A 22,385-nucleotide genomic window follows, 5' to 3' on the forward strand; every position below is an offset into this window, starting at 1 on the left:
CTAAGGTCGGCTTGGTGACGGCCTCGGCCAAGATCACCGCGACCTCCTCGCTGCTCATCGCGTTTGGCTGGTGCGGCTTGCGGCGTTCCTTGGGAAGCAGCGCCGAGAGACCGTAGGCCTCGGCCTTCTTCACCCACTCGTAGTAGGTCTTCCTCGACACGCCGAATACCCGGCAGGCCTCGGCCACGTTGTCGATCTTCGCGGCGTACTCAATCAGACGGACACGACGGTCATAGACAATGTCTTCGTGGGTCACGGGATGGCTTCCTATTCTCTAGATCTTCAGCAATCCAGAGACTGCCTCCCGTGACCCACGCCTGCGTGGAGGCTGGCCGGGCCAGGTGTCACCCCAACCCGTGATCCCTAAGTACTAGACCGCATGAGTGACCGTTTCCGCCTACTGGCCGTCAGGAGTAGTGCGGTTCCCGCCCGGCAACAGTCCTTACGGGCCGCACTGGAGTGGAGCTACGACCACTGCAGCGAGGCCGAACGGCTGCTGTGGGGCCGCCTGTCGTTGTTTCCGGCGTCCTTCGACCTCAGCGCAGCCGAGGCCGTGTGCGCAGGCTCCGGTGTGGCGGATGTGGTCAGCACGATCGGCGAGCTGGTGGACCGCTCGGTTCTCGTCTCCGAACCGCGGAGCTCCGGGATGCGGTACCGGCTGCTCGAGACCCTCCGCGAATACGGCTGGCAGAAGTTCGGCCAGCGCCCGGAGCAGGACAAGGGCCCATCCGAGCAACTGCTCCGCACGCGACACCTGGACTGGTACACGAGCCAAGCCGCCGAGTTCGACCGCGCCTGGTTCGGTCCACGTCAGCCAGAGTGGCTCGAACGGCTTGATCTCGACTTGCCCAACATCCGCGCCGCACTCTCCCTCGCCGCGGACGACCCCGTTCACGTCGAACAAGGACTGATCCTCGCCGGCTCCTTGTACCAGTTCTGGAGGGTGAGCGCGATACGCGAAGGAGAGCAGTGGCTCACGCGTCTCCTTCAGGTCGACACGCAGCCATCCACGGGACGTGCACGCGCACTGGTGGCGCTGACTGGTCTGCTCGCCGCCCGCGGTCGGCCGCAGGTGAAGATGGTCGCTGATGAAGCGCAGGCGATGGCTGCGGAGTTCGAGCCTTCACTGGTCTCGCACGTCATGTCCCTCCGTGCGTCGGGGTCGGTTGACGGAGACCTCGCCAGCGTGGAGGCACTGCTTCAGGCCACGCTGACACAAGCCAGGCAGGCGGGATCGGTGACCGATGTCGCCTTGGCCCTGCACAGCCTTGCCTGGCGCCTCGGCCTTGCCGGCCGACTACCTGAGGCCGAGGTCTACTTCGCCGAGACTCGGGTCCTCTCCGAGGAGGCCGGTGAGCTCGCGTATCTGGGTGCGATGCAACTCCGACGCGCCCTGGTCGCATGGATGAACAACGATCCGGCACTCATGTCAGCCGCGGCGACTGATTCTTTGCGCGCCTCGCGCCTGGTGCATGACCGGTTCACTTCTGCAAACGCTGTGAGCCTGATCGGCGTCTTGGCGGTGGGTCGACAAGACCGGCTCGCGGCCACCCTGTTCGGAGCTGCGGAGCGCTTCTGGGAGGACGCGGACGGTTCGATCGTGACCACCTCTCCTTGGCGCCCCCTGCTGGACGAGGCGAAGGCACGTTGCCGATCCAGGATCGGTGCTGCCGCGTTCGACGACCGCTACGGGCGCGGCCGACACCAGCCACTTGAGGATGCGATCTTCACGGCACTGGGGGAGCGTCCGGAGCAGCCCAGTATGTCTCTCACCCAACGGGACTTCGGTCTCACAAGACGGGAACTCGAGGTGGTGGAGCTGGTCTCCGAAGGCCTCACCAACAAGGAGATAGCCAGACGTCTGGTGATCTCATCGCGTACCGCGGACACCCATGTCCAGAACGTGCTCAGCAAGACCGGCTTCAACACGCGTAGCCAGGTCGCAGCCTGGCGGACGGCACAGGTCAGACAGAGGGGGTGATCCTCGGCGGCGAGGCGAGGTGTCGGCCGCGCAACGGTTCGTCCAGCCGCCCTTGGATCGCGTCCGGCTTGCAGTAGCGGGGAGCACCCCGTCAGTGGGATACCTGGCAGGATCGGATAACGGGGCAGGTTCATTCCCCGTATCCCGCACGAGCGTCCGGTTCCATGTCCGGCCGGGGTCGGGTGGCGTCGGTTCCGTCCGGCCGGCCGCGGAACATGCACGGAACGCGGAGGAGCGCCTGCGGTGTCTACCCTGGTCAACGCGTTGGTGCCCGAGTGCTGTAAATCCGTCGCGAAAGCTTCGACGGAGGAGACGCGGCTGGAGGCGTTCCACCTGCCCCAGAACTGGCGACTGCCCGGCGAAGGACTCGTGCCGCGTGCAGGGGTCGCCGCTTGTCCGGCTGGCCCAGCGCCAGGTCTTGTCGATGCGCAGGTGCAGCAGGTTGGCGGTGTGGACCGGATCCCGTACAATTGTGGTACGGCGGTTCGAGGAGGTTGGTGGGGATGGCCGAAATGGCGACCAAGACAGCCAGAACTCGGTCGAAGACGAAGTCTGCGCGCATCGAGGCTCGTGCCACCGAGGAGGAGTCGCGGGTCATCGCTCGTGCGGCCAAGCTCCTCAACGCCACGGTCTCCTCGTTCGTCGTCGAGGCGGCGGTGGAGAAGGCCGAGACTGTGGTGGCTCGTGCTGACCACACCATGATGCCGGCGGCGCAGTTCGACGAGATGATCGCCGCGCTCGACGACACCACGCCGATCCCTGAACTTGAGTCTTTGGCGGCGTTGCCGCGACGGATCACTCGCAGGTGACCCAGCCGAGCTCGGTGTTCGTCACGACGATGTTGACGTCCGAACATCAGGTCGCCGCTTTCGACAGCGGCGAGCCCGAGACCGACAACTGGCTCCGCAACAACGCCCTCCGCACCCAACGTCAGGGCAGCGCTCGCACCCGTGTCCTGGTTCTACCCGGCGATCCGCGAGTCCTGGGGTTCTATGCGCTGGCGCCGCATGACACCCATCGCGAAGACCTGCCGGGGACGGCTGCCGGCGGCCTGACCGTGGTGCCGGGCTACCTCGTCGCCCAACTGGCCATCGACCGGACTCTGCAGGGCACTGGGATGGGCGGCGAGCTGCTGCGTGATGCCCTCGAGACGATCATCGCCGCGGCGGACTCGGTCGGTGGGCGGCTGGTCGTCGTCGACGCCGTGGACGAGCGGGCGCTGGGCTTCTATCAACGCTACGGCTTCATTCGGATCGGGAAGTCGCTGCGGCTGTACATGAAGATCTCGCGGATCGCTTCGTCCCTTCGCGCCGAGGGCCACTGACCGAGGGGGCCCGCGCCGTGTCCCATCCGTGTCCCGGTGTCGGCCTCGTGGGGTGAAGACCCAGGTCGCAGTACTGCGTCCTTCAGACTGCAAATCCGTCGCGAAAGCTTCGAAGGTTCGAATCCTTCACCCGCCACCCCAGGGAAAGTAAAGGCCTCTGACCTGCGGGAACGCTGGTCAGAGGCCTTCTCGTATACCCGGGTATGGTAGTTGTGGTAGCGGATTTCGGACGCGCGGACGGTTTCTGGCCCGCAAGCGTGTGATGCGGAAACAGTGCTGGGGACGCGGGCGCCTGGACGGGTTGTGTCATATACGTGTCCGAGACGCGACCGCGCTTCTGGCTGCATCCCTTGCGGCCGCTGGCCAAACTGGGCGTTGACCTGCGGGTTCTCGAAGGGTGTGGGTATGTACCGCTTCGGACTGTCAGTCCGTTGCGATAGGCACCAGCTCAAGAGGATCGTGTTCCTCTCCAAGGTCCACATCGGTCGATCCGAACGCGCCGCCACGGTCGCCGTGCTCCCGGTCGGAAGCTTCGAGCAGCACGGCCGGCACCTGCCGCTAGGCACGGACACGCTCGTTGCGTGTGCGATCGCGAATGCCATCGCAGAGCGGTACGACGTTCTGCCGCTGCCGCTGCCGCTGCCGCTGCCGCCCATCACGATCTCGTGCTCCAACGAGCACGCGGACTTCGCCGGCACGGTGAGCATCAGCGCGACGACGCTCTTCCAGGTGGTCCGCTATGTGCAGGCGTCGCTGGAGCAGCGTGGCGTCCGCAAGCTGGTGCTCGTCAACGGCCACGGTGGCAACGATGTCTTGAGCAACGTCGTTCAGGAGGCGAACGTGGGGTGCGGCGAATGGCGCTGTTCCCCGGCCGCGACTCGTGGACGCAGGCGCGGAAGGCCGTGGGCATGGTCACCGATAACCACGAGGACATGCACGGCGGCGAGCTCGAAACGTCGATCCTGCTGCACTACGCGCCGGACGTCGTTCGGCAGGGCTTCGACGACGAGGATCATGTCGCTAGCGACAGACCGCATCTCCTCACCCGCGGCATGACCAGCTACACCGAGTCGGGTCTGATCGGGGCGGCCGTCGCTGGCCACTGCCGAGAAGGCCGAGCTTGTGCTGGCCGAGCTTGCGGAGGCTTTCGAGCAGTACCTGCGAGCGCTCGAGACCTGAACTCGTGTACCCCCGATGAACCTGCCCGAACGTGGCATCCAGGCCGTCGTCTTTGATGTCGGCGAGGTCCTCATCAACGAGACCACCGAGTACGGCACCTGGGCCGACTGGCTGGGCGTGCCCCGCCACACCTCCTCGGCCATGTTCGGAGCGGTGATCGCCCGCGGCGAGGACTACCGCCAGGTGTTCCAACACTTCAAGCCGGGCTTCAACCTCGCCGAGGAGCGTCAGAAGCGACTCGACGCCGGGCTCGGTGAGTTCTTCAACGCCCGCGACCTCTACACGGACGTGCGGCCTTGCTTCGAGCGTCTGAAGGCCGCCGGTCTCATCGTCGGTATCGCCGGCAACCAGACCCTGCGAGCCGGCACGCTCGTCCGCGAGCTTAACCCGCCCGCGGACTTCATCACCACGTCCGACGACCTCGGTGCCGAGAAGCCGGACGTGGCCTCTTCGAGAAGCTCACCGAGCGCGCAGGACTCGACCCGGCGCGCACCGCCTACCTCGGCGACCGCTTCGAGAACGACATCCTGCCCGCCCAGGTGGCTGGCTTCGTGGGCGTTCTGCTTCGGCGCGGGCCCTGGGGATTTGTCAACGAATCGCACGACGGTGCTGCCCGTGCGGAATGGAGGATCAATTCACTGGACGAGTTGGATCCCCAGTAGCAGCCCTCGGTCCACTGTAGGGATATCACCTACACATGCAGCAGTCCCGCGCTGTTACGTGTCTGGAGGGCGAAGGACTCTCGGCTCATCACCGATGGGGCGAGGAGCCCGTCTGGCGTTGTCGCCCTCTCGCCCCACACGGGACCAGATCGACGCCTGCCTTCGCGTTGGGGCTGGCAAGCAAACCGCCTGCTTCGGACTGCCGATCCGCTGCAGAAGCCGCAGTGACCAGCGAGAAGCTGCTTCTGGCGACGGATCAGAGGGCCAGGGGTTCGAATCCCCTCATCCCCTCCTCCCCCGTGAAGCAGGAGACCAGAGGCCGTGTTCGGAATCCCGAGAGTGCTGGGGTCGTCTCGTCGTTGAACTGGCCTTGCCGGCTCCCTAGGATCGGTCGCGATGACGGTATCCCCAGTCGACCGCCGCGGTGGGAACCTGCCGGCCGACCTGACCAGCTTTGTCGGACGGCGGCACGAGATAGCCGACGTCAAGAATCGGTTCGCGTCATCACGACTTGTCACGCTGACCGGGATGGGTGGGGTCGGCAAGACACGTCTGGCACTCCGGGTCGCGTGGGACGTGCGCCGGGCGTACCCGGACGGCGCGTGGATGGTCGAGCTCGCCGGGCTTCGCGCCCCCAACCTCGTAGGCCCGACCGTGGCCTCAGCACTCGGCCTCCAGGATCGCTCGGTCGATACATCCGTGAATTGGCTGTGCGCGATGCTTGCGGACCGCCAGATGCTGATCGTGATCGACAACTGCGAGCACCTCCTCGACGCCAGCGCCGTCCTCTCCAACGCCGTCCTGCGCTCCTGCCCCGGGGTTCGCATTCTGGCGACGAGCCGCCAAGCCCTGGGCATCGGTGGCGAACATGTCCTCACGGTGCCGCCGATGCCCACGCCGGTCATTGGCGGCGCCGAGTCGGCTGACGGGCTCGGTCGTTATGAGTCCGTCCGTCTGTTCGTCGAACGTGCGATTGCCGTTCGCCCTGGCTTTCGTCTCGACAACGCCAATCAGGAGGCGGTGTCAAAGATCTGTCGGCGGCTGGAGGGCATTCCGTTGGCCATCGAGCTCGCCGCCTCCCGCTTGAGCGCGTTGTCAGTGGATGAGCTGATGGACCGGCTGGATGATCGATATGCCTTGTTGAGTCGTGGAAGTCGGGCGGCGCTGCCGCGTCAACAGACGCTTCGATCTCTGATCGATTGGAGCTTCGATCTCTGCAGCGACGCAGAGCGAGCGCTCTGGGCGAGGCTCTCGGTCTTCGCGGGCGGGTTCGATCTCGATGCCGCGGAGAGTGTGTGCGCTGGTGGCGCGATTGCCTCCGACGCTGTGTGGGATCTGGTGACGCAGCTTGTCGACAAGTCCATCGTCCTGGCGACGAGTGGGAGCGACGGAGTCCGCTATCAGCTCTCAGAAACACTGCGCGAGTACGGGCAGGAACGCCTGCTCGAACTGGGCGCCACTGGTCAGGTGCAGGCGCGTCACCGACGCTTCTACTGGGAGTTGACCCTGGGCGCCGAAGCCGGCTGGTTCGGGGCCAGCCAGCTTCCCCTCCTCGCACGGCTTCGAGTCGAGCACGCAAATCTGCGCGAGGCGCTGAACTCCTACTTGAGCCCTGGCGCCGACGCCGAGCATGGGTTGGACCTCGCCAGTGCCCTTCGCTTCTACTGGGTTGTCAGTGGCCGGGTCAAGGAAGGACGCCACTGGTTGGAGCAACTCCTCGCGTCCTGCGAGGCCTCGGGGCCTACGCGGCTGAAGGCGTTGTGCGTATCGGGCTATCTGGCGACCCTGGTAAGCGACTGGGATGGAGCGACGTCGCTACTTGGAGAGGCGAGAAGTCTGGCGACGGACCTCGGCGACAAGCGCTCCGGGGCGCTCGTCGCGCAGGTTGAGGGGCTGGGCGCACTCTTCCGCAACGATCCAGCTCGTGCCGAGTCCCTGTTCGGGGCGGCGCTCTCCAGCCACCGTGACCTGAGCGATGCGGCCGCCGCGGTGTACGACCAAGTCGAACTCGCGTTGGCAGCCGCTCTGCTTGGTGACGGCGAACGGGCGATCCAGTTGCTGGAGGAGTGCCTCAGCGTATGCCAACCCACCGGTGAGCACTGGTTGACCTCACTGGCACTCTGGGCGGTTGGCATCGAGCGGTGTAAGCGGGGAGAGTACCGACAGGCTGCGTCCGCGGAACTGGAGAGCCTGCGGCTGCGCGTCGCGCTGGGGGACCGCTGGAGCGCGGCCTTGAATCTGCAGGTGCTTGGATGGATCGCTGCAGCAGAGGGTGACGGCACGCGCGCGGCTCAGTTGCTCGGCGCGGCTGACGCGAGCGCCCAGTCCGTCGGCCTGTCGCCGGCCGCGCTCGGACACCTGCTGCCCCTCCAGCACAGCTACGAGGGTATCGGTCGCAGGAGGCTGACCGACAAGGCATTCGACCTCGCGTACGACCAAGGTCTCGGAGCCGGTTTTGAGGAGGCCGTCCTCCTGGCTCAGGGAAAGCTCACTTCATCGGGTGAGGATGCCGAGGGGACCTCGTCGGACGTCGGGGGCTTGACGAGGCGAGAGCGTGAGATCGCCGAGCTCGTCAGTCGGGGCATGAGCAACCGAGACATCGCTGCAGCTTTGGTGATCTCAACACGCACCGCGGAGGCGCACGTCCAACACATCCTGACCAAGTTAGGGCTGACGTCTCGAACTCAAGTCGCGGCGTGGACCGCAACTGACACCCCCGGCTCGGGTTCCTAGCGTGAAGCATCCCTTTCAAGGTGGCGTCTGGCGGGATCGGGGACGCGTGGCACGGACATTTCGCGCACCAAATTCAGGAGCGTCCGGATGGTGTCCGAAGGTGTTCGGAGGGTGGGATCTCGCCGGTGGCAGCGTCGACGATTCGGATGTCGAGGTCCTGGACGAGGACGCGGACGTAGGTTCCGGCGTAGGTCCGGCCGATGCCGATATGATGGAGTCGGCTGTTGTGAGGCAGGGTCACGTTGCCGGTCTTGCTGATGTTGTCGGTGTGGACGCGGTCGTTGGTGTCGGTGCCGCGGTCGGTGCGGGGGCTGGCTTGGGGCGGGCGGTGGCCGTGCTGGGCTGCCGCGATGGCGAAAGTGTCGACCACGATCGGGGCGCTGATCCGGCGATGCACCGAGAGGTGCAGGGCGTGGCGGAAGTGGTCGTCGAGCCAGGTGATGACCTCCACATCCTTGCCCTGGGCGGCGTCGGTCTGCGCTCGTCGGACGCGCGTTTCTGCGACGAACTAGTCGGCCAGAGCGGTGGAGCCGTTGAGTCGATACCAGCGACGGTTGTGATAGACGATCGGCGCAGGCTCGGCGTAGTCGGCCAGCGACTCGCCCTTGATCAGCTCAGTAACGCGAGCAACGCACAGAGTGGAGCCGCCGGCGCGCACCCGGTCCACGACGGAAGCACGCACGATCGTGGGGGCGGCAGGGAAGTAGCGTTCGCCGCTTTCGAGGACGTCCCACTGGGTGGGGTCTTCGAACCGTCTGGCGCCACTCGTCGCTCCGAGCTTCGCTAGCCAGAGGCTGTTCGCGTCGACCATGTGGATGACGATCGTGCTGGCGGCGTTGAACACGCCCGCTGCCGAGGACATGTCCGAGACCGAGAAGCCGATCAGAGGCGGTTCAGCGCTGATCGAGAACAACGAACTGACAGTCATCGCCGCGTGGTCCTCCCCGGCCAGCGCCGTGAGTACCGCAACTCCGGCCGGGTGGTTGCGGAAGGCCGACTTGAAGTCTTCCGACGAGATGCTCTGTGTCACGGCGTCAATTGTCACTGGAACTCCTTGAACGTGGCCTGTGCCGCCCGTCCGCTTCCCGACCTGGTGCATCAAGGCCGCCTTCTCGTAAGCCTTGATTGACAGACGCGGTATGCGATCGATTGTTGCACACCAGAATTTAGTACGGCTTCACTTCAGCAAGGATCTCTTAAGCCCCACTTGTTCGTCAAGGGTTCAAGTAGATTCGACGACGATCTTGTGTCGCGTCTGGATCTCGTCTACCGGCGGTTGAGTGTGGTCACCCGCACCGGTGGCACCCTCGAGTACGGCGAACAACCGCGGTGCCGTTGGGCTTGTGGGCATGCGTCGCCTCCTCCGGCAACCCCGGCGCAGCGGCATGATCGGGGCGATGCGCCTCGAGTTCGATCATCTCCTCCAAGGCGACCCGAACCGACTCACGTCCGGAGCTGTCGACGGTTCAGATACAGCCCGACCGCGTCACCGGAAGCACTCCTCCTGCGCGATGAGCTGGCTACTTCGGTCAGTGGTGCTGGCTCACCAGTCCTCATGAGCGTCGAGGACCCTCAGCACATCAAGCAATGAACCTAGCTGCGAGTCGACCGGGCCCCCAGCCGAGTCAACGGGTAGCGCGGTTCGGCTACCGACAACGAACCAGAAGCCCCGCGCCTCTGTTTCACCTTCGTTGATGTACAAGTGCGGCCTGGCGCGGTCGAAGAAAACCGAGTCGCCGGCATCCAGCTGATGGGTCTCGAATCCGATCCGGAGTGTCAGCGATCCTGACAGCAGCACGCCGAACTCAAGGCCGGTCGAGGCGAGCATGCCTTGATCGGCAGAACTTGCTGCTCCCGGCGGATAGGTCACCTGAAGAGGTTCCAACCCCAGCCCCTCTCGACAAGCCAACCGCTCCCAGCGCACACCGCCGGACATCACCAGCGACGGATTGTCCGGCCCATGCTGGACCACGACCGTGGGATGCGGGCGCGCCGCGTTGTCAGTGCTGAGACCGAGAAGTGCGTCGACCGACAAGTCGAGACGGGTCGCCAGTTGGTAAAGGGTATTGAGCGAGGGCTGAACCTTGTCCATCTCGATCTGCGATAGCAGGCTAGACGTGACGCCCATGGAGTCTGCGAGAGCTTTCATCGTCAAGCCGCGCTCCTCGCGGGCTGCTCGTAGCCGCGCTCCGATGGCGGAGTGTGCTTTCATTGAATCCAACTTTCCAGCGGTTCGCTTCTGGCTAACCCCGGCCTGAGTGTGTGCAGGTACCTTCGGACAAGGGACGGCTTGTGTAGCGGCCCTCCTCACCTGAGACGGAGACATTCTCGTGGTCTCACGGTAGTGCCCGCGACTTCTGCAGGCTTGGCCGACGCCTCGGGAAGCTCTCCTTCCGAGAGCCGCCAGCCACGAGCCCGCATCCAATCCAAGGATGTGTCGCGCTCGAGCGCGGCCGGGAGCCCCCGCCAGAACGTCTCGCCTCGCTGTCGCCGACATCGAGCCGAGGACCTCACGTCAGCCTTCAGCGGCCATCTGGTTGTCACCACGGCCGCCATCGAGGTGACTTTGGCGGCCGTTGAAGTGGTGCGCTGCGGTAGGTGGCGTCGAAGTAGACGTAGGGGGATGGGTGTGGTCCAGAGCGCGGGTGCGGAACGCCCCGACCTGCTCGTCGACCCCGGCGCAGGTTCCGAAGGCCTCGGACTTGCTGACCCCAGCATCCGCGTACGGCGCCTGGTCAATGCGGCGGCGGCGTTCGAGGATGACGGGCAGGAAGGAGCCCGTGCGCAGATCGGGGTTCCTCGTAGGGGGCTGGGCCAATCCACTCGGTTGCCTGGAGTTCGATCATCTCCTGCAAGGCGACCGAACCGACTCACGGATCAGATCCACGACGTTACCTGCGCCGAATGCCTCGCCCAGCTCCGACGCGGCCCCGGGATAGGCCATCAGTGGACCCCTCTTCGATCTGTCCTCGGCCGCGCACGCCGACGCTCCCGCCGGTGGCTCTCTCACGTCCGGAGCCCCGCCGACAGTCTCCAAGTCTCCAAGCCCACCTCTCCACGGGACGCTCACGTCGGCTGTTGACTGCAGGGAAACCGTGCGATAGCGTCGATGCTATCGATTGCAGTGTTCGCAGCGTACCCCGGCCTTCGCATCGCGGGGCCGCGACCGGCTCCCATCAGGGCCGGCTGATCCGGTCGCGTTCATGTGGTGGCGGCCGAGCCCGCGGCGTGCCGCCCGGCAAACGGAGACAGAGCCAATGACACGGACGATGGATGACGAACGTGCACTCGCGCCCGAGATCCGCGAAGTCGTCGGCCGGATTCGCGGGATCGTGCCCCTGCTCAACAAGAATGCCATGCTGGGCGAACTGGATCGTCGAATCCCTCAGGAGTCCTTCGATGCTCTGGTGAAGACCGGGGCGTTCCGTGTCTCGGTTCCGACCCGCTTCTCTGGCTACGCCGGTAACTCTCGCGCATCGCTCGCTGTCGCCCAGGAAATCGGCCGGGGCGATGGAGGAGCCAGTTGGGTCTTCGGCATCCTGAACTCCGGTGCCTGGGTCCTCAGCCTGATGTCACTCCAGGCGCAGGAAGACGTCTGGACGGCCGGACCTGACCAGCTTGTCTCCATTGTCTTGGCTGCGTCATCAAAAGCTGTGAGGGAGCAGGGCGGCTACCGGGTGACCGGCAAATGGACTTACGGGACCGGGTCGCGCCATTCTCACTGGTCGCTGCTCGGAGTCCCGATCGAGGATGCCGACGGAAACGTGGTCGATAGCGGACTGGCGCTCATCCCTGCCTCGGAACTTTCACTGGAGGACACGTGGTACGTAGCGGGGATGAGATCGACCGGCAGCGATACTCTGGTCGCGAGCGAAGTTTTCGTCCCCGACCATCGAATCTTCCCGCTCACGGCTGCGATCGAGGGCAAGTACCCCGGTAGCGGCGTGAACCCAGAGGCGTCCTACCGTCCCGCGTTCGTGCCGGCGCTAGCACTTCAACTTGTCGGTCCGCACCTCGGCATGGGTCGAGCTGTCCTAGACCTGGTCTCGCAAAGAGCCACCTCCAAGGGGATCGCCTTCACGAATTGCGACCGCCAGGCCGATTCCGTGTCTGTGCAACTCGCTGTCGCCAAGGCGGCGTTGCATCTGGATGCCGCCGAGCTGTTCGCGGTTCGGGTCGCCGAGCGCCTGTATGACGCAGCGGAGCGTGGCGCCTACCCGGCTTACGCAGAGCGAGTCGAGATGCGGGCTCATATTGGCTACGCCGTCGACAATGTCACCCAGGCCATCGACGGCCTTGTCAGCGCCCACGGCTCGGCGGCGTTCGCTGACGCGAACCCGATCCAGCGGTTCTGGCGCGACCAGGCAACGGCGGCGCGGCACGCGCACTCGCTCCCCGCCACGGGGTATGAGGCCTACGGCAAGATATTGGTCGGCATGGAGGGCGCCGCACGATCCTTCATGCCTGTGCTCTGACCTGAAGGAGCCGGGCAGCGCGGTGCTACTCATGGGCGCGTGAGGGGATGAGTATTGCGTTGGACGCAATCCGTCCCGGAGTGGGGTCGGATGAAGAAGTAGCGGCGCTGTTGCCGAAGGCGGAGCAGTTCGGCTTCGAGAGCGAACTAGCTGCGTTTTGACCTCATTTGCCCTGGACTTGGCCTCTGGTTGCGCCAACGTGTCAGCGAGAGAGAGACGCCCGCCGACCGAGAACGAAAAAACCCAGTTGGATCCATTCCCGTGAGTCGCTGCCTCATGCTACGTTACAGGCCTGCGAGTACGCAATCGGTTGCAGAAGACGGTCGGCCGTCAACGAGGTGAGCAAGAGTGAGCAGTCCAGTTGATGAAGCACAGGTGATGGACGCCTTCTTCGGCGCGCCTGGTCCAGACCCGGAGATCGTCGCAAAGGCTCGGGCGTTTGCAGCCGCTGATCCGCGAGTTCGCGCAGCAGGAAGAAGATGATCGACGGGTGGCCGAAGAGGTCATCGTTGCCATGAAGGAAGCGGGATTGCCCCACATCTCAATCCCGCGAGGGTGAGGCGGCTACGGGGCCAACGTCCGCACCTTCGTTGATACCCCCGCCGAGGGAAATGGCTTTACTCAACATCACCTTGAATGCCCGGAGCAATTTGCCATGGCAGAGCGGGTGGAAGTTGATCGGTCCGGCGCATGGCTAGTCCCAGTCGCGGAAAGGTTATTGGCGCCTTCTCCACGGCGTGACCGCTTTCCGGAGCGCAGTGAGGCGGGCCCCAGGCTGCTAGCGATCAAGTGCGATCCGCCGATATCAAGAATCCATTCAAAACCATCAAGGGAGAGAAATGACTGTCGTTGATTCTTCTCAGATCGCCGATTTGCTCGGCAGCATCGCGTCAGGACGTCTGCGGCTCGTCGATTTGACGAACACCCTGAGCAGCTCCACGCCGACGATGACCCTCCCGGAACCGTTCGCCAGCCCGAGCGGCTTCAGCCTCGAGGAGTTGTGCCGCTACGACGAGAGCGGGCCGTTCTGGCACGCCAACGACTTCCATACGGGAGAGCACACGGGCACGCACCTGGACGCCCCGATCCACTGGCTCACCGGCAAGGGCGGCCGAGATGTTGCCAGCATTCCGGTGGAGCGACTTGTCGGCCCCGCGTGCGTCATCGACGTGCGTAGGCAGGTCGTAGCCGATCCCGACTTTCTCCTCGAGCGGTCCGACGTCATGGAGTGGGAGACCGAGCACGGTCGGCTTCAGCCGGGCAGCTGGTTGCTGCTGCGTACGGGTTGGGGCCGCTTCGCCGATGACCAGGAGGCCTTCGTCAATGCGGACGACTCCGGCCCGCACACACCGGGTGTCTCCGCAGATTGCGCCCGATGGCTCGCAGAGGAGACGCCGATCTCGGGGTTCGGCGTCGAGACCATGGGCATCGACGCCGGTTGCGCAGGGGAGCTCGACCCGCCGTTCCCGATGCACTACCACCTCCTCGGCAACGACAAGTACGGAATCACCTCGCTCCAGAACCTGAGCGAGCTTCCCGAGGCCGGGGCGCTGTTGATCGTCGCCCCTCTCCCGATCGTGGGGGGCACCGGCAGTCCCGCACGCGTACTTGCACTCGTGCCCACGGGATCTGGCGACTCGCACTGACTGCGACGGGACCGACCGGTCACCCCATCCGCTGACACATCGAGAACCAGGAGAAGACATGGCGTTCGCACACAAGCCGATCGAGACGGTCGACGAGGCGCATCGCAAGGCGAAGAAGCTGCTGCCCAAGGACGTCTATTCTGCGCTGCAGGCGGGAAGCGATGGCGGCGCCACGATGAAGGGCAACCTCACCGCCTTCGACGAGATCGGCATGATCCCGCGCGTTGGCGCTGCGATCCCGCCCGGCCTCGATCTGTCGGCGACGTTCATGGGACAGCAGATCGAGCTGCCCGTCGTCATCTCCCCGGCAGCGGCGTTTGCGATGCATCCGGATGCCGAGACTGGCGTCGCGCGGGCCGCCGAGCGAGCCGGCACAGCGATCGGGTTGAGTAACGTCGCTTCCGTCGCGATCGAGGAGGTCACTCGGGAGAGCTCGCGGGCATTTGCCCAGCTCTACTGGTCCGGCGGTCGCGAAGTCATTGCAGAGCGGGTGGAGCGGTTCCGCCGAGCCGGCGTCAAGGGATTGATCTTCACCATGGACCTTTCTGCCGGTCGGGTCGCCTATAACCCGCGGGACTGGGGCTCACCGGTATATCCAGACGGGATCAACCTCGCGACCCTCGTGAAGTACGCGCCGATGGCGGCTGGAAACCCGACGTGGTTCCTGCGCTACGCGAGGCGGGGGTCCGTACCCGGGCTCACGGCTCCCAACATGAGCACGAGCGGCGGCGCGGTTCCCACTCTGGTCGGCGCACTGATCGAGTGGCTCCAGAGCCCGGTCCCGACCTGGGAGGACGTCGCATGGCTCAGCGACCTCTGGGGCGGCCCGCTCATGGTCAAGGGCATCGTGGCGGCCGACGACGCGCGGCGTGCAGTCGATGCGGGGGCGACCACCATCGGGGTGTCCAACCATGGCGGTAACAACCTCGATACGACCCCGTCCCCGCTGCGATTCCTGCCGTCGGTCGTCAGTGCTGTCGGCGATCGGGCCGAGGTCACGTTCGACAGCGGTGTGCGCCGCGGCACGGATGTGCTCAAGGCCCTGGCCCTCGGCGCATCGAGCGTGATGATCGGGCGACCATGGTTCTACGGTCTCGCAGCCGACGGAGAGCGCGGAGTGTTCGAAGTGCTTGAGACCTTCCGCGGCACCATCGAGCGCGCGCTGGTCGGCCTGGGCAAGTCGTCCATCCGTGATGTGACTGTCGACGACCTGGTGATCCCGGAGGGGTTCATCATCGACTCCGAACGGCTGCAGGAGCGCCTCACCGCAAGTCTGGCTCGCTGAGCCACGACGCCGGTCCGGGTTATGACTCACAGACGACAGCGTGCCGCGGCGGAGATGGCTTCGTCACGCTCATCGCTGACAAGACGCACTTGGAGCTCCTCGGCGGGCTCCTGGTGCGACCCCTTCCGAGGTTGTTCAGGAGGCGTTTCATGGCCTCGCTGGGCACCTGATCGATCTTGAGCAACAGGTCAGTCATGTCACTCCAAGTCAAAGAACCAGCAGAGTCTCGGATAGGCGCGTTCGGGCAGAGCCTGAGCCTGGTCGACCGGCGATCGCTGGCGGGCATGGCGGTATTCGTCGTCGTGTTGCACGTGCTGGGTTTCGTCGCCCTGTTCCTGCTGATCGCGCCGCACCATTACCACCTGGCTGGCGGCCACTCGGTCTTGGGAGTTGGCGTCGGGATGTTGGCCTACACCTTCGGGCTGCGTCACGCGTTCGACGTCGACCACATCGCGGCCGTAGACAATGTCACGCGGAAGCTCATCGCCGACGGTGCGAAGCATTCGGCTCGAAGCCTGGAGGCGACACGGAAGCCACTCAGTGTCGGCTTCTGGTTCTCCCTAGGCCATTCCACCGTCGTGTTCGTTCTCGCGCTCCTCCTGAGCGCTGGGGTGAGGGCGTTGGCGGGCCAAGTCGAAGATGACGCCTCGCGGCTGCACACGATCACCGGCTTGATCGGGCCATCGGTTTCCGGGGCGTTCCTATGGATTGTGGGCCTCCTCAATCTTGGGACGCTGCTGGGTGTCGCGAAGGTCTTCCGCGAGTTGCGAACCGGACGCTTCGACGAAGCAGAGCTTGAGAAGCATCTGGACTCTCGGGGACTCATGAACAGGTTGCTTCGAGGGCTCACCAGAGCCGTTCGCAAGCCGTGGCACATCTATTCCGTCGGCTTCTTGTTCGGGCTCGGATTCGATACGGCTACAGAAGTGGGACTCTTGGCGCTGGCCGGCGGCACCGCTGCCTTCACGCTGCCTTTCTACTCCATCCTCGTCCTGCCGATCCTGTTCGCCGCCGGCATGTGCCTGATGGACACCATCGACGGAGTATTCATGAACGCGGCCTATGGCTGGGCTTTCGCCAAGCCAGTCCGCAAGGTGTTCTTCAACCTGACGATCACCGCCATCTCGATCATTGTCGCGTTCGTGATCGGCACGATCGAACTGATCGGAGTCCTCGTCGACCGGTTCGGTATCAGCAACGGGCCTCTGTCGGGAATCTCAAACATCAACCTCGACGAGGCGGGTTACGGCGTCGTCGGGCTCTTCGTTGTCTTGTGGCTGATAGCCCTCGGAGTCTGGCGCTTCGGCCGAATCGAGGAGAGGTGGGCTGCCCGCCTCGCGGAGTAGACCCTTCTGCGGCAGCCGGGTCCCTGCGGCGACGGGAACCCGCGTTCGTCACCATGTGTATTCGCGGTGGCCAGGCGCTCGCCGGCTCCTGCGGGCCTCATGAGGCAGGTCGCTCAGGGTGGTGGCGATCATCGGTGCGGACCCAGTGCTGTCCGCGCGGAGGGTGAGAATCGTGCCGGTCGCACCACATGCGGCGGACGAGCCGCGGCGTACGCCGGTGCTCGACAGATTGAAGTGATCCGTCGCCGCGGCCCGTGCTGCAGCCTGGTGAGCCTCGCCAGCACCCGCTCAGCCAGCGACTGGCTCGGCAAGTTCGGTGGGACCCGTGTCGGGTGGCCCGCGCCGGCCGCGCCGGAAAGGTGGCGTCCCCAGGCCGACCGCCGGACCCGGACCACCGCGTGCACCACTGTCGGCACGCAGGTCGCGTGCTTGCGGGTGGTTTGGATGTGGGCGTGATCAAGGTGGTCATCGCGGACCTCAGATCGATGCCGCCGGCGAGCAGCCAGGACTTCGTCTGCTTCCGGGAGCAGCCGAAGCGTGTCATGCGCCGAGTCGGACGACACCGACCCTCCACGCCCTGGCCGGAGCCGACCAACGCACCTCGAGGCTCTCGACCGCATGACCCGACGCCGATCGTCGTCGAACGGTCGGGTCGGTCCGACGCCGGTGAGGCCTTCCTTTCTCTGGCGGGCCGTTCGGCCTTGTCTTGAGGTCGTTCGGCGCGGCCCAAAGAGCGCGAACTCCGACCGCTAATGGATCCAATCGAGAAAGCTAAAGGTTCGCCCCAAATCTTGTCGCGGGCCTTGACAGGCCGCACAGACTGGCGCCAAAGTCCTGGCAATCGGTTGCAGGGCTTGGGGCCTCGCCTTTCGCTGGCTTCGTAATGGGATCCATTCCGGTTACGCCATTCAGTCTTCACTCACTTGCTCGTCACTGGAGGTGACATGACCGACGCCCTCGTGGTCTCCGGACTCACCAAGACCTTCGGCGGTCAGCGTGCCCTCGTCGACGCTGCACTCGCGATCGCGCCAGGGGAGACTCGGGCCCTGGCCGGCGAGAACGGCTGCGGGAAGTCGACCCTCATCAAGATCTTGGCGGGCATCTACGAGCCGGAGCCGGGTGGCTCGGTGAGCGTCGCCGGTGTGCCCATGGTGCTCGGCCAAGCCGGCGGAGGTGACGCGGCCGGGCTGCGGTTCGTCCACCAGGACCTCGGGCTGGTCGGCACACTCGACACCGTCGACAATCTCGCGCTGGGCCACGGGTACCGTTTTCGCCGGCTCGGTCGGATCGCTTGGCGCGAGGAGGCACGTGCGGCGCGTGCGGCGCTAGCCGAGCTCGGCTACGACATCGACGTACGGCGGCCCGTCGGTGAGCTGACGATGAGCGAGCGCACGGCGGTCGCTGTCGCGCGAGCGCTGTCCCCCCGCCGCTCTCCGGCCCGCGTGCTCGTCCTGGACGAGCCGACCGCCAACCTCCCCGCCGCCGAGGCCGAGCGACTGTTCGCCCTCGTCCGCACCGTCAGTGCCTCTGGGGTGGCGGTGCTGTTCGTGTCCCACAAGTTCGACGAGATCTTCGACCTCGCCGACACGGTGACCGTGCTCCGCAACGGGCAGGTCATCGACACCCGGCGGGTGGAGACGCTGACAGAGGAGGACCTCGTCGAACTGGTCATCGGGCACGCGTTGCCTACAAGGGCGGTCGACCGCACGGAGACCGGGCTGCGCCCGGATATCGTCCTGCAGGTGCAGGGCGTGGCCGGGCACACCGTGGCCGGTGTCGATCTCGACGTGCGTGCCGGGGAGGTCGTCGGCGTAGCGGGCATCACCGGCTCCGGACGCGAAGAGCTCGCCGCGCTGCTGTTCGGCGGTCGCGCCCGGCAAGGAGACGTCCTGGTCGCGGGTCAACGGGTACCACCGCAGCGACCCGATCGCGCGATCGCGCTCGGCATGGGGCTCGTTCCGGCCGAGCGGCACGCGAATGCCGCGTTCCTGTCGGCCTCGTTGCGGGAGAACGTCACGGTGGTTGACGCCGGCCGGCACGTCGTGCGCGGCATGCTGCGCACGCGGCGGGAGCGGTCCGACGTGGTGACCTGGCTGCAACGGCTGGGCGTGCGCCCGGGCCACCCGGAGCAGGCGCTCATCGAGCTCAGTGGCGGCAACCAGCAGAAAGTCGTGCTGGCGCGGTGGCTGCGCCAGGCGCCGAAGGTGCTGATCCTGGACGAGCCGACCCAGGGCGTGGACGTGGGTGCGAAGGAAGAGATCCATCAGCTCATCGATGAGGCGGCCGCCGAGGGTATGGCGGTGCTCGTCGCGTCGTCGGACCACGACGAGCTCGCCCGGCTGTGCCAGCGGGTGATCGTGCTGCGCAACGGACGGGCCGCCGACCATCTCGATCTGACCGAACTCACCGCGGCGCGGATCACGGCGAGCACCGTTGGCACGTCACAACTCGAGTCCGCCTGACCAGGCGCCGAACATGGAGACCCCGATGAACATGCCCACAGAGATAGTCCGTCCCGCCTCCGGAGTCGACGTCGCCCCAGCCGCGCCGAGCTCGGCGACCCCGTCCCGGCGCCGGAGCTGGAACCTCGGCCTAGACCGGTTCAGCGGACTCTACGTGTTCGCCGCACTGGTGCTGAGCTTCGGCCTGTGGATCCCCGACCTGTTCCTGACCACGAGCAACCTCCGCAGCATCGCCGGCGACCAGGCGGTCACCGCGATCCTGGCCTTCGGACTCATCATCCCGCTCGCAGCCGGCGTATTCGACCTGTCGATCGCCGGAATCATGGGGCTCTCGGCAGTGGTCACGATGTATGGTCAGAGCCACGGTCACAACGCGGCGCTGAGCGCGGTCATGGGCATCGTGGCCGCCGCCTTCATCGGTGTCGTGAACGGCTTCGTCGTGGTCAGGCTCCGGGTCGACTCATTCATCGCCACGCTCGGGATGGGCAGCATCCTTGCTGCGGCCGCCTACTGGGTCACCGACGGTCAGCAGATCGTCACGGGCATCTCGCCGAGGTTCGTCGAGTTCGGCACGACACAGTGGTTCGACGTCCCGGCGCCCGTGTTCTACATGGCCGGCGTCGGGTTGCTGCTCTGGTTCTTTCTCGAGTTCCGGCCGGCGGGCCGCTACCTCTACGCGGTCGGCGGCAACCTCACCGCGGCCCGGTTGGCGGGCGTGCGCGTCGACCGCATCGTCCTTCTCGCCCTCGTCAGCGGGGCGACCATCGCCGGAATCGCCGGGTGGTTCTGGCGGCCAAGCTCGGCACCGGTAACCCGGACAGCGGCCCGCCATACCTGCTGCCCGCCTTCACCGCGGTGTTCCTCGGGGCGACGCAGATCAAGCGGGGCGGCCGGGTGAACGTGCTCGGCACACTCGTGGCTATCTACCTCCTCGCGGCCGGCGTCAAGGGGCTCCAGCTGGCCGGCGCCCCGGTCTACCTCAACGACCTCTTCAACGGCGCTGCGCTCATCATCGCCGTCGCACTGGCCGGACGGACCAAGCGCGCGGCCTAACGCACGTTGGCGATGCGGCTATCCCGTGCCACGTCCGCGCTAGTTGCTCACCTCTGGATTCAGAAACAAGCTGCCACCGCTCCACGCGGCAGGCCGTGTGTACCCAAACACTAGGAAGGAACCCCAATGAGGCGCGCTAAGACAGCAAGGCTGCTTGTGTCGGCGACCGTCGCAGGGCTCGCCCTGTCGGCCTGCTCGAACAGCGGCGGTGGCAACTCGGCGTCGTCCAGCGACGCCGGCGGCGACGACGCCGCCGGCGTCGCCGCGGCCAAGGCCTACCTGCAGACGATCAGCGGCAACCCGTCCGACATCGTGCTGAAGACGCCGTTGTCGAAGAAGCCTGAGCCCGGCAAACTGATCGTCAGGCTCGTCACGCCTCAGCCGGTGGCCAAGGTGGCGTCCGACGGCACGGCCGCCGGCGCGGCGGCATTGGGCTGGTCCTACAAGGCCATACCCGTCGGTACTGGTCCTGAGGACATCCAGAAGGCCTTCGAGGCCGCGCTCGCGCTGAAGCCGGCCCCCCTGGGCATCGTGGTCTCCGGCTACCCGAAGGTGACGTTCGCCAAGCAGCTGGCCGAGGCTAAGAGCAAGGGCATCGCTGTCATCTCCGAGGCGACCACCGACCCGGCCGGCACGGGCGACGGGATCGTCGGCCTGGTGAACGGTCCGTCCCAGGTGCGTATCTGGGGCAAGGACGTCGCGGCCCAGGTGGTGGCCGACAGCAACGGCAAGGCGAAAGTGGCGATGTTCAGCATCTCGGCGTACCCGATCCTCGGCGAGTTCGTCAAGGGCTTCAAGGAGGCGCTCTCTGAGTGGTGCCCTTCGTGCACCGTCACCGACGTCGACCAGCAGGCGACCGACGTCGGCACCAAGACCCCGCAGAGCGTGGTGAGCACCTTCCAGCGCAACCCCAAGCTCAACTACGCGATCTTCAGCCTCGGGGACCTCACGATCGGCGTCGACGCCGCCGTGAAGTCGGCCGGGCTGACCAACGTGAAGATCGCGGGCGAGGTCCCCGCCGCGGCCAACCTGCAGGCGATCAAGGATGGCAACGAGCTCGCCTGGACCGGCTTGGCGGCCGCCGAGATGGGCTGGCGAGGGGTCGACGGCCTCGCCCGGTACGCGAACGGTGACCCCCTGGACGTCGTGAGCAACACGCCGCTGCCGACCCAGGTCATCACCACGGCGAACGTGGGCAGCATCGTCACGGGCGAATCGGGCTACTACGTCGGGCTCACCGACTACGCCGGCCAGTTCAAGAAGCTCTGGCAGGTGGAGTGACCACGCTTGCGGCAGCGTGGGGCAGACCGCTGCCGTCATGACACGCAGCGTCCGGGTGGGCCGGACGCCCACCCGGACGCTCACCTGGACGCAGGGGGCGAAGTCGCGGCAAATCCACCGCGCGATGCACCCGGCTTCACGGACATTGCTTCCTGGGACTCACGTTAGGAGACGTGCATGAACGCTGCCACAATCGACGGCATTGGTGATCCCCGAGCGGCTGCTGACCTCGCTGGCGGGTTCATCCTGGCGACGGTGGAGATCGACGCCGAACCGGAGCAGGTATTTGCGGCACTCACATCAGACGCGGTTGCGTCATGGTTGGTGCGACCGGGCGTTTGGGACACTCGAACCTGGGAGGGCGACGTGCGCCCAGGCGGCGAGTGGGCCACGAGCGGAGTTTCTCGCAGGGGCCCCTACGCAATCACGGGCACATACCAGGTCGTCGAGTCGCCCCATCGACTCGTGCAGACATGGCAAATGGCTCTGCTCGGTGCGTCCGGGGCCAGCCAGCTGCCAGAGATCGATTCCGTGGTCGAGTATGTCCTGTCACCGGTCGATGCCGGCACGCGGCTAACGCTTCGTCACACAGGATTCAGCGGCGCAGAGCAGTGCGCTCGAAATTGCCTCGGTTGGGAGACCAGTCTGGCCGCCCTTCGGGCACACTTCAACCGGTAACGCCGGGAAGAGCCGGTGGCTGGTGCCACCGAGCTCGACGAAGCCTCACTTGCCAAGACCAGGGCATTGGCCTTGTGGAGACTGGCGAGACCTTTGCGGACCAACTCGCCGATCGACTCTACGAGGCCGCCGGGCACGAGAACGAGAACGATCCGAACTATGCGGAGCGCGTCAGAATCTGTGCCCTCACGGACAGCCCGGGCGCTTCGCATCGTCCTCACCAGTCGGTGGCAGCGGCAACCTAGCCCGGCGCCGGGCTTGCAGTTGAGAAGCCTTGGCC

Annotated in this window: 19 protein-coding genes and 1 pseudogene; 15 read left to right on the forward strand and 5 right to left on the reverse strand. The window is 65.9% G+C overall.

From position 1 onward, the window contains the following. On the reverse strand, positions 1-256 hold a 256-nt coding region (locus ACYQ1K_RS24260; protein WP_459985996.1), incomplete at its 3' end, for a helix-turn-helix domain-containing protein. 123 nt (positions 257-379) lie between these two features. Between ACYQ1K_RS24260 and ACYQ1K_RS24265 the strand changes: the two genes are divergently transcribed. From ACYQ1K_RS24265 to ACYQ1K_RS24290, 6 genes and pseudogenes are all read left to right on the forward strand, one after another. Next, complete coding sequence (locus tag ACYQ1K_RS24265; protein ID WP_459985997.1) at positions 380-1,981, forward strand: ATP-binding protein; 1,602 nt, start codon at positions 380-382, stop codon at positions 1,979-1,981. Positions 1,982-2,493: 512 nt separating this feature from the next. Further along, positions 2,494-2,790 carry a type II toxin-antitoxin system TacA family antitoxin gene (locus ACYQ1K_RS24270; protein ID WP_459985999.1) on the forward strand — a complete coding sequence of 99 codons (297 nt, stop codon included), beginning with the start codon at positions 2,494-2,496 and terminating at the stop codon, positions 2,788-2,790. Further along, a complete protein-coding gene (locus tag ACYQ1K_RS24275; protein ID WP_459986001.1) occupies positions 2,787-3,305 on the forward strand; it encodes a GNAT family N-acetyltransferase in 519 nt (172 codons plus the stop codon). Before ACYQ1K_RS24270 ends, ACYQ1K_RS24275 begins: the two co-directional genes overlap by 4 nt. Positions 3,306-3,818: 513 nt before the next feature. Beyond that, positions 3,819-4,540 (forward strand): annotated as a pseudogene (locus ACYQ1K_RS24280) (creatininase family protein). Beyond that, positions 4,500-5,531 carry an HAD family hydrolase gene (locus ACYQ1K_RS24285; protein ID WP_459986058.1) on the forward strand — a complete coding sequence of 344 codons (1,032 nt, stop codon included), beginning with the start codon at positions 4,500-4,502 and terminating at the stop codon, positions 5,529-5,531. Before ACYQ1K_RS24280 ends, ACYQ1K_RS24285 begins: the two are co-directional and overlap by 41 nt. An 11-nt stretch (positions 5,532-5,542) precedes the next feature. Next, positions 5,543-7,879, forward strand: a complete 2,337-nt coding sequence (locus tag ACYQ1K_RS24290) for an ATP-binding protein (RefSeq protein WP_459986002.1) — start codon at positions 5,543-5,545, stop codon at positions 7,877-7,879. A 73-nt stretch (positions 7,880-7,952) separates the two neighbouring features. On the opposite strand, the gene ACYQ1K_RS24295 is transcribed toward ACYQ1K_RS24290, so the two are convergent. The 4 genes from ACYQ1K_RS24295 to ACYQ1K_RS24310 all read right to left on the reverse strand — a co-directional run bounded on the left by ACYQ1K_RS24295 (position 7,953) and on the right by ACYQ1K_RS24310 (position 10,697). Beyond that, on the reverse strand, positions 7,953-8,330 hold the full coding sequence (locus ACYQ1K_RS24295) for a hypothetical protein (RefSeq protein ID WP_459986004.1): 378 nt from the start codon (positions 8,328-8,330) through the stop codon (positions 7,953-7,955). A gap of 57 nt (positions 8,331-8,387) precedes the next feature. Then, positions 8,388-8,909: a flavin reductase family protein gene (locus ACYQ1K_RS24300; RefSeq protein WP_459986005.1), complete on the reverse strand. Its 522-nt coding sequence runs from the start codon at positions 8,907-8,909 to the stop codon at positions 8,388-8,390. 513 nt (positions 8,910-9,422) lie between these two features. Then, positions 9,423-10,376 carry a helix-turn-helix domain-containing protein gene (locus ACYQ1K_RS24305; protein WP_459986006.1) on the reverse strand — a complete coding sequence of 318 codons (954 nt, stop codon included), beginning with the start codon at positions 10,374-10,376 and terminating at the stop codon, positions 9,423-9,425. Positions 10,377-10,394: 18 nt separating this feature from the next. Then, positions 10,395-10,697 carry a hypothetical protein gene (locus ACYQ1K_RS24310; protein WP_459986007.1) on the reverse strand — a complete coding sequence of 101 codons (303 nt, stop codon included), beginning with the start codon at positions 10,695-10,697 and terminating at the stop codon, positions 10,395-10,397. A 451-nt stretch (positions 10,698-11,148) separates the two neighbouring features. Here ACYQ1K_RS24310 and ACYQ1K_RS24315 point away from each other — a divergent pair, with 451 nt between their 5' ends. The 9 genes from ACYQ1K_RS24315 to ACYQ1K_RS24355 all read left to right on the forward strand — a co-directional run bounded on the left by ACYQ1K_RS24315 (position 11,149) and on the right by ACYQ1K_RS24355 (position 22,105). Further along, a complete protein-coding gene (locus ACYQ1K_RS24315) occupies positions 11,149-12,354 on the forward strand; it encodes an acyl-CoA dehydrogenase family protein (protein ID WP_459986009.1) in 1,206 nt (401 codons plus the stop codon). Positions 12,355-13,193: 839 nt separating this feature from the next. Then, complete coding sequence (locus ACYQ1K_RS24320) at positions 13,194-14,000, forward strand: cyclase family protein (RefSeq protein WP_459986012.1); 807 nt, start codon at positions 13,194-13,196, stop codon at positions 13,998-14,000. Between the two features lie 58 nt (positions 14,001-14,058). Continuing rightward, complete coding sequence (mftD, locus tag ACYQ1K_RS24325) at positions 14,059-15,285, forward strand: pre-mycofactocin synthase MftD (RefSeq protein ID WP_459986013.1); 1,227 nt, start codon at positions 14,059-14,061, stop codon at positions 15,283-15,285. A 194-nt stretch (positions 15,286-15,479) separates the two neighbouring features. Further along, a complete protein-coding gene (nicT, locus tag ACYQ1K_RS24330; RefSeq protein WP_459986014.1) occupies positions 15,480-16,631 on the forward strand; it encodes a Nickel transporter NicT in 1,152 nt (383 codons plus the stop codon). Between the two features lie 944 nt (positions 16,632-17,575). Beyond that, positions 17,576-19,093, forward strand: a complete 1,518-nt coding sequence (locus tag ACYQ1K_RS24335; protein WP_459986016.1) for a sugar ABC transporter ATP-binding protein — start codon at positions 17,576-17,578, stop codon at positions 19,091-19,093. 25 nt (positions 19,094-19,118) lie between these two features. After that, positions 19,119-19,991, forward strand: coding sequence for an ABC transporter permease (locus tag ACYQ1K_RS24340; RefSeq protein ID WP_459986017.1), 873 nt, complete (start codon positions 19,119-19,121; stop codon positions 19,989-19,991). After that, on the forward strand, positions 19,988-20,146 hold the full coding sequence (locus ACYQ1K_RS24345) for a hypothetical protein (protein WP_459986018.1): 159 nt from the start codon (positions 19,988-19,990) through the stop codon (positions 20,144-20,146). The genes ACYQ1K_RS24340 and ACYQ1K_RS24345 overlap by 4 nt, the downstream gene beginning before the upstream one ends. Positions 20,147-20,272: 126 nt before the next feature. Next, positions 20,273-21,427 carry a sugar ABC transporter substrate-binding protein gene (locus ACYQ1K_RS24350; RefSeq protein ID WP_459986020.1) on the forward strand — a complete coding sequence of 385 codons (1,155 nt, stop codon included), beginning with the start codon at positions 20,273-20,275 and terminating at the stop codon, positions 21,425-21,427. Positions 21,428-21,604: 177 nt separating this feature from the next. Then, a complete protein-coding gene (locus ACYQ1K_RS24355) occupies positions 21,605-22,105 on the forward strand; it encodes an SRPBCC family protein (RefSeq protein ID WP_459986021.1) in 501 nt (166 codons plus the stop codon). The last annotated feature ends 280 nt before the right edge of the window (positions 22,106-22,385 follow it).

This window comes from Nocardioides sp. AN3 (assembly GCF_054653495.1).

Excerpts from the sequence above, each read along its gene's own strand:
- ACYQ1K_RS24315 (WP_459986009.1), top strand. The coding sequence starts at position 11,149 with ATGGATGACGAACGTGCACTCGCGCCCGAGATCCGCGAAGTCGTCGGC.
- ACYQ1K_RS24320 (WP_459986012.1), top strand. The coding sequence starts at position 13,194 with ATGACTGTCGTTGATTCTTCTCAGATCGCCGATTTGCTCGGCAGCATC.
- mftD (WP_459986013.1), top strand. The coding sequence starts at position 14,059 with ATGGCGTTCGCACACAAGCCGATCGAGACGGTCGACGAGGCGCATCGC.
- nicT (WP_459986014.1), top strand. The coding sequence starts at position 15,480 with ATGTCACTCCAAGTCAAAGAACCAGCAGAGTCTCGGATAGGCGCGTTC.
- ACYQ1K_RS24350 (WP_459986020.1), top strand. The coding sequence starts at position 20,273 with ATGAGGCGCGCTAAGACAGCAAGGCTGCTTGTGTCGGCGACCGTCGCA.
- ACYQ1K_RS24305 (WP_459986006.1), bottom strand. The coding sequence starts at position 10,376 with ATGTCGGCGACAGCGAGGCGAGACGTTCTGGCGGGGGCTCCCGGCCGC.
- ACYQ1K_RS24285 (WP_459986058.1), top strand. The coding sequence starts at position 4,500 with ATGAACCTGCCCGAACGTGGCATCCAGGCCGTCGTCTTTGATGTCGGC.
- ACYQ1K_RS24290 (WP_459986002.1), top strand. The coding sequence starts at position 5,543 with ATGACGGTATCCCCAGTCGACCGCCGCGGTGGGAACCTGCCGGCCGAC.
- ACYQ1K_RS24340 (WP_459986017.1), top strand. The coding sequence starts at position 19,119 with ATGAACATGCCCACAGAGATAGTCCGTCCCGCCTCCGGAGTCGACGTC.
- ACYQ1K_RS24335 (WP_459986016.1), top strand. The coding sequence starts at position 17,576 with ATGACCGACGCCCTCGTGGTCTCCGGACTCACCAAGACCTTCGGCGGT.
- ACYQ1K_RS24265 (WP_459985997.1), top strand. The coding sequence starts at position 380 with ATGAGTGACCGTTTCCGCCTACTGGCCGTCAGGAGTAGTGCGGTTCCC.
- ACYQ1K_RS24355 (WP_459986021.1), top strand. The coding sequence starts at position 21,605 with ATGAACGCTGCCACAATCGACGGCATTGGTGATCCCCGAGCGGCTGCT.
- ACYQ1K_RS24270 (WP_459985999.1), top strand. The coding sequence starts at position 2,494 with ATGGCGACCAAGACAGCCAGAACTCGGTCGAAGACGAAGTCTGCGCGC.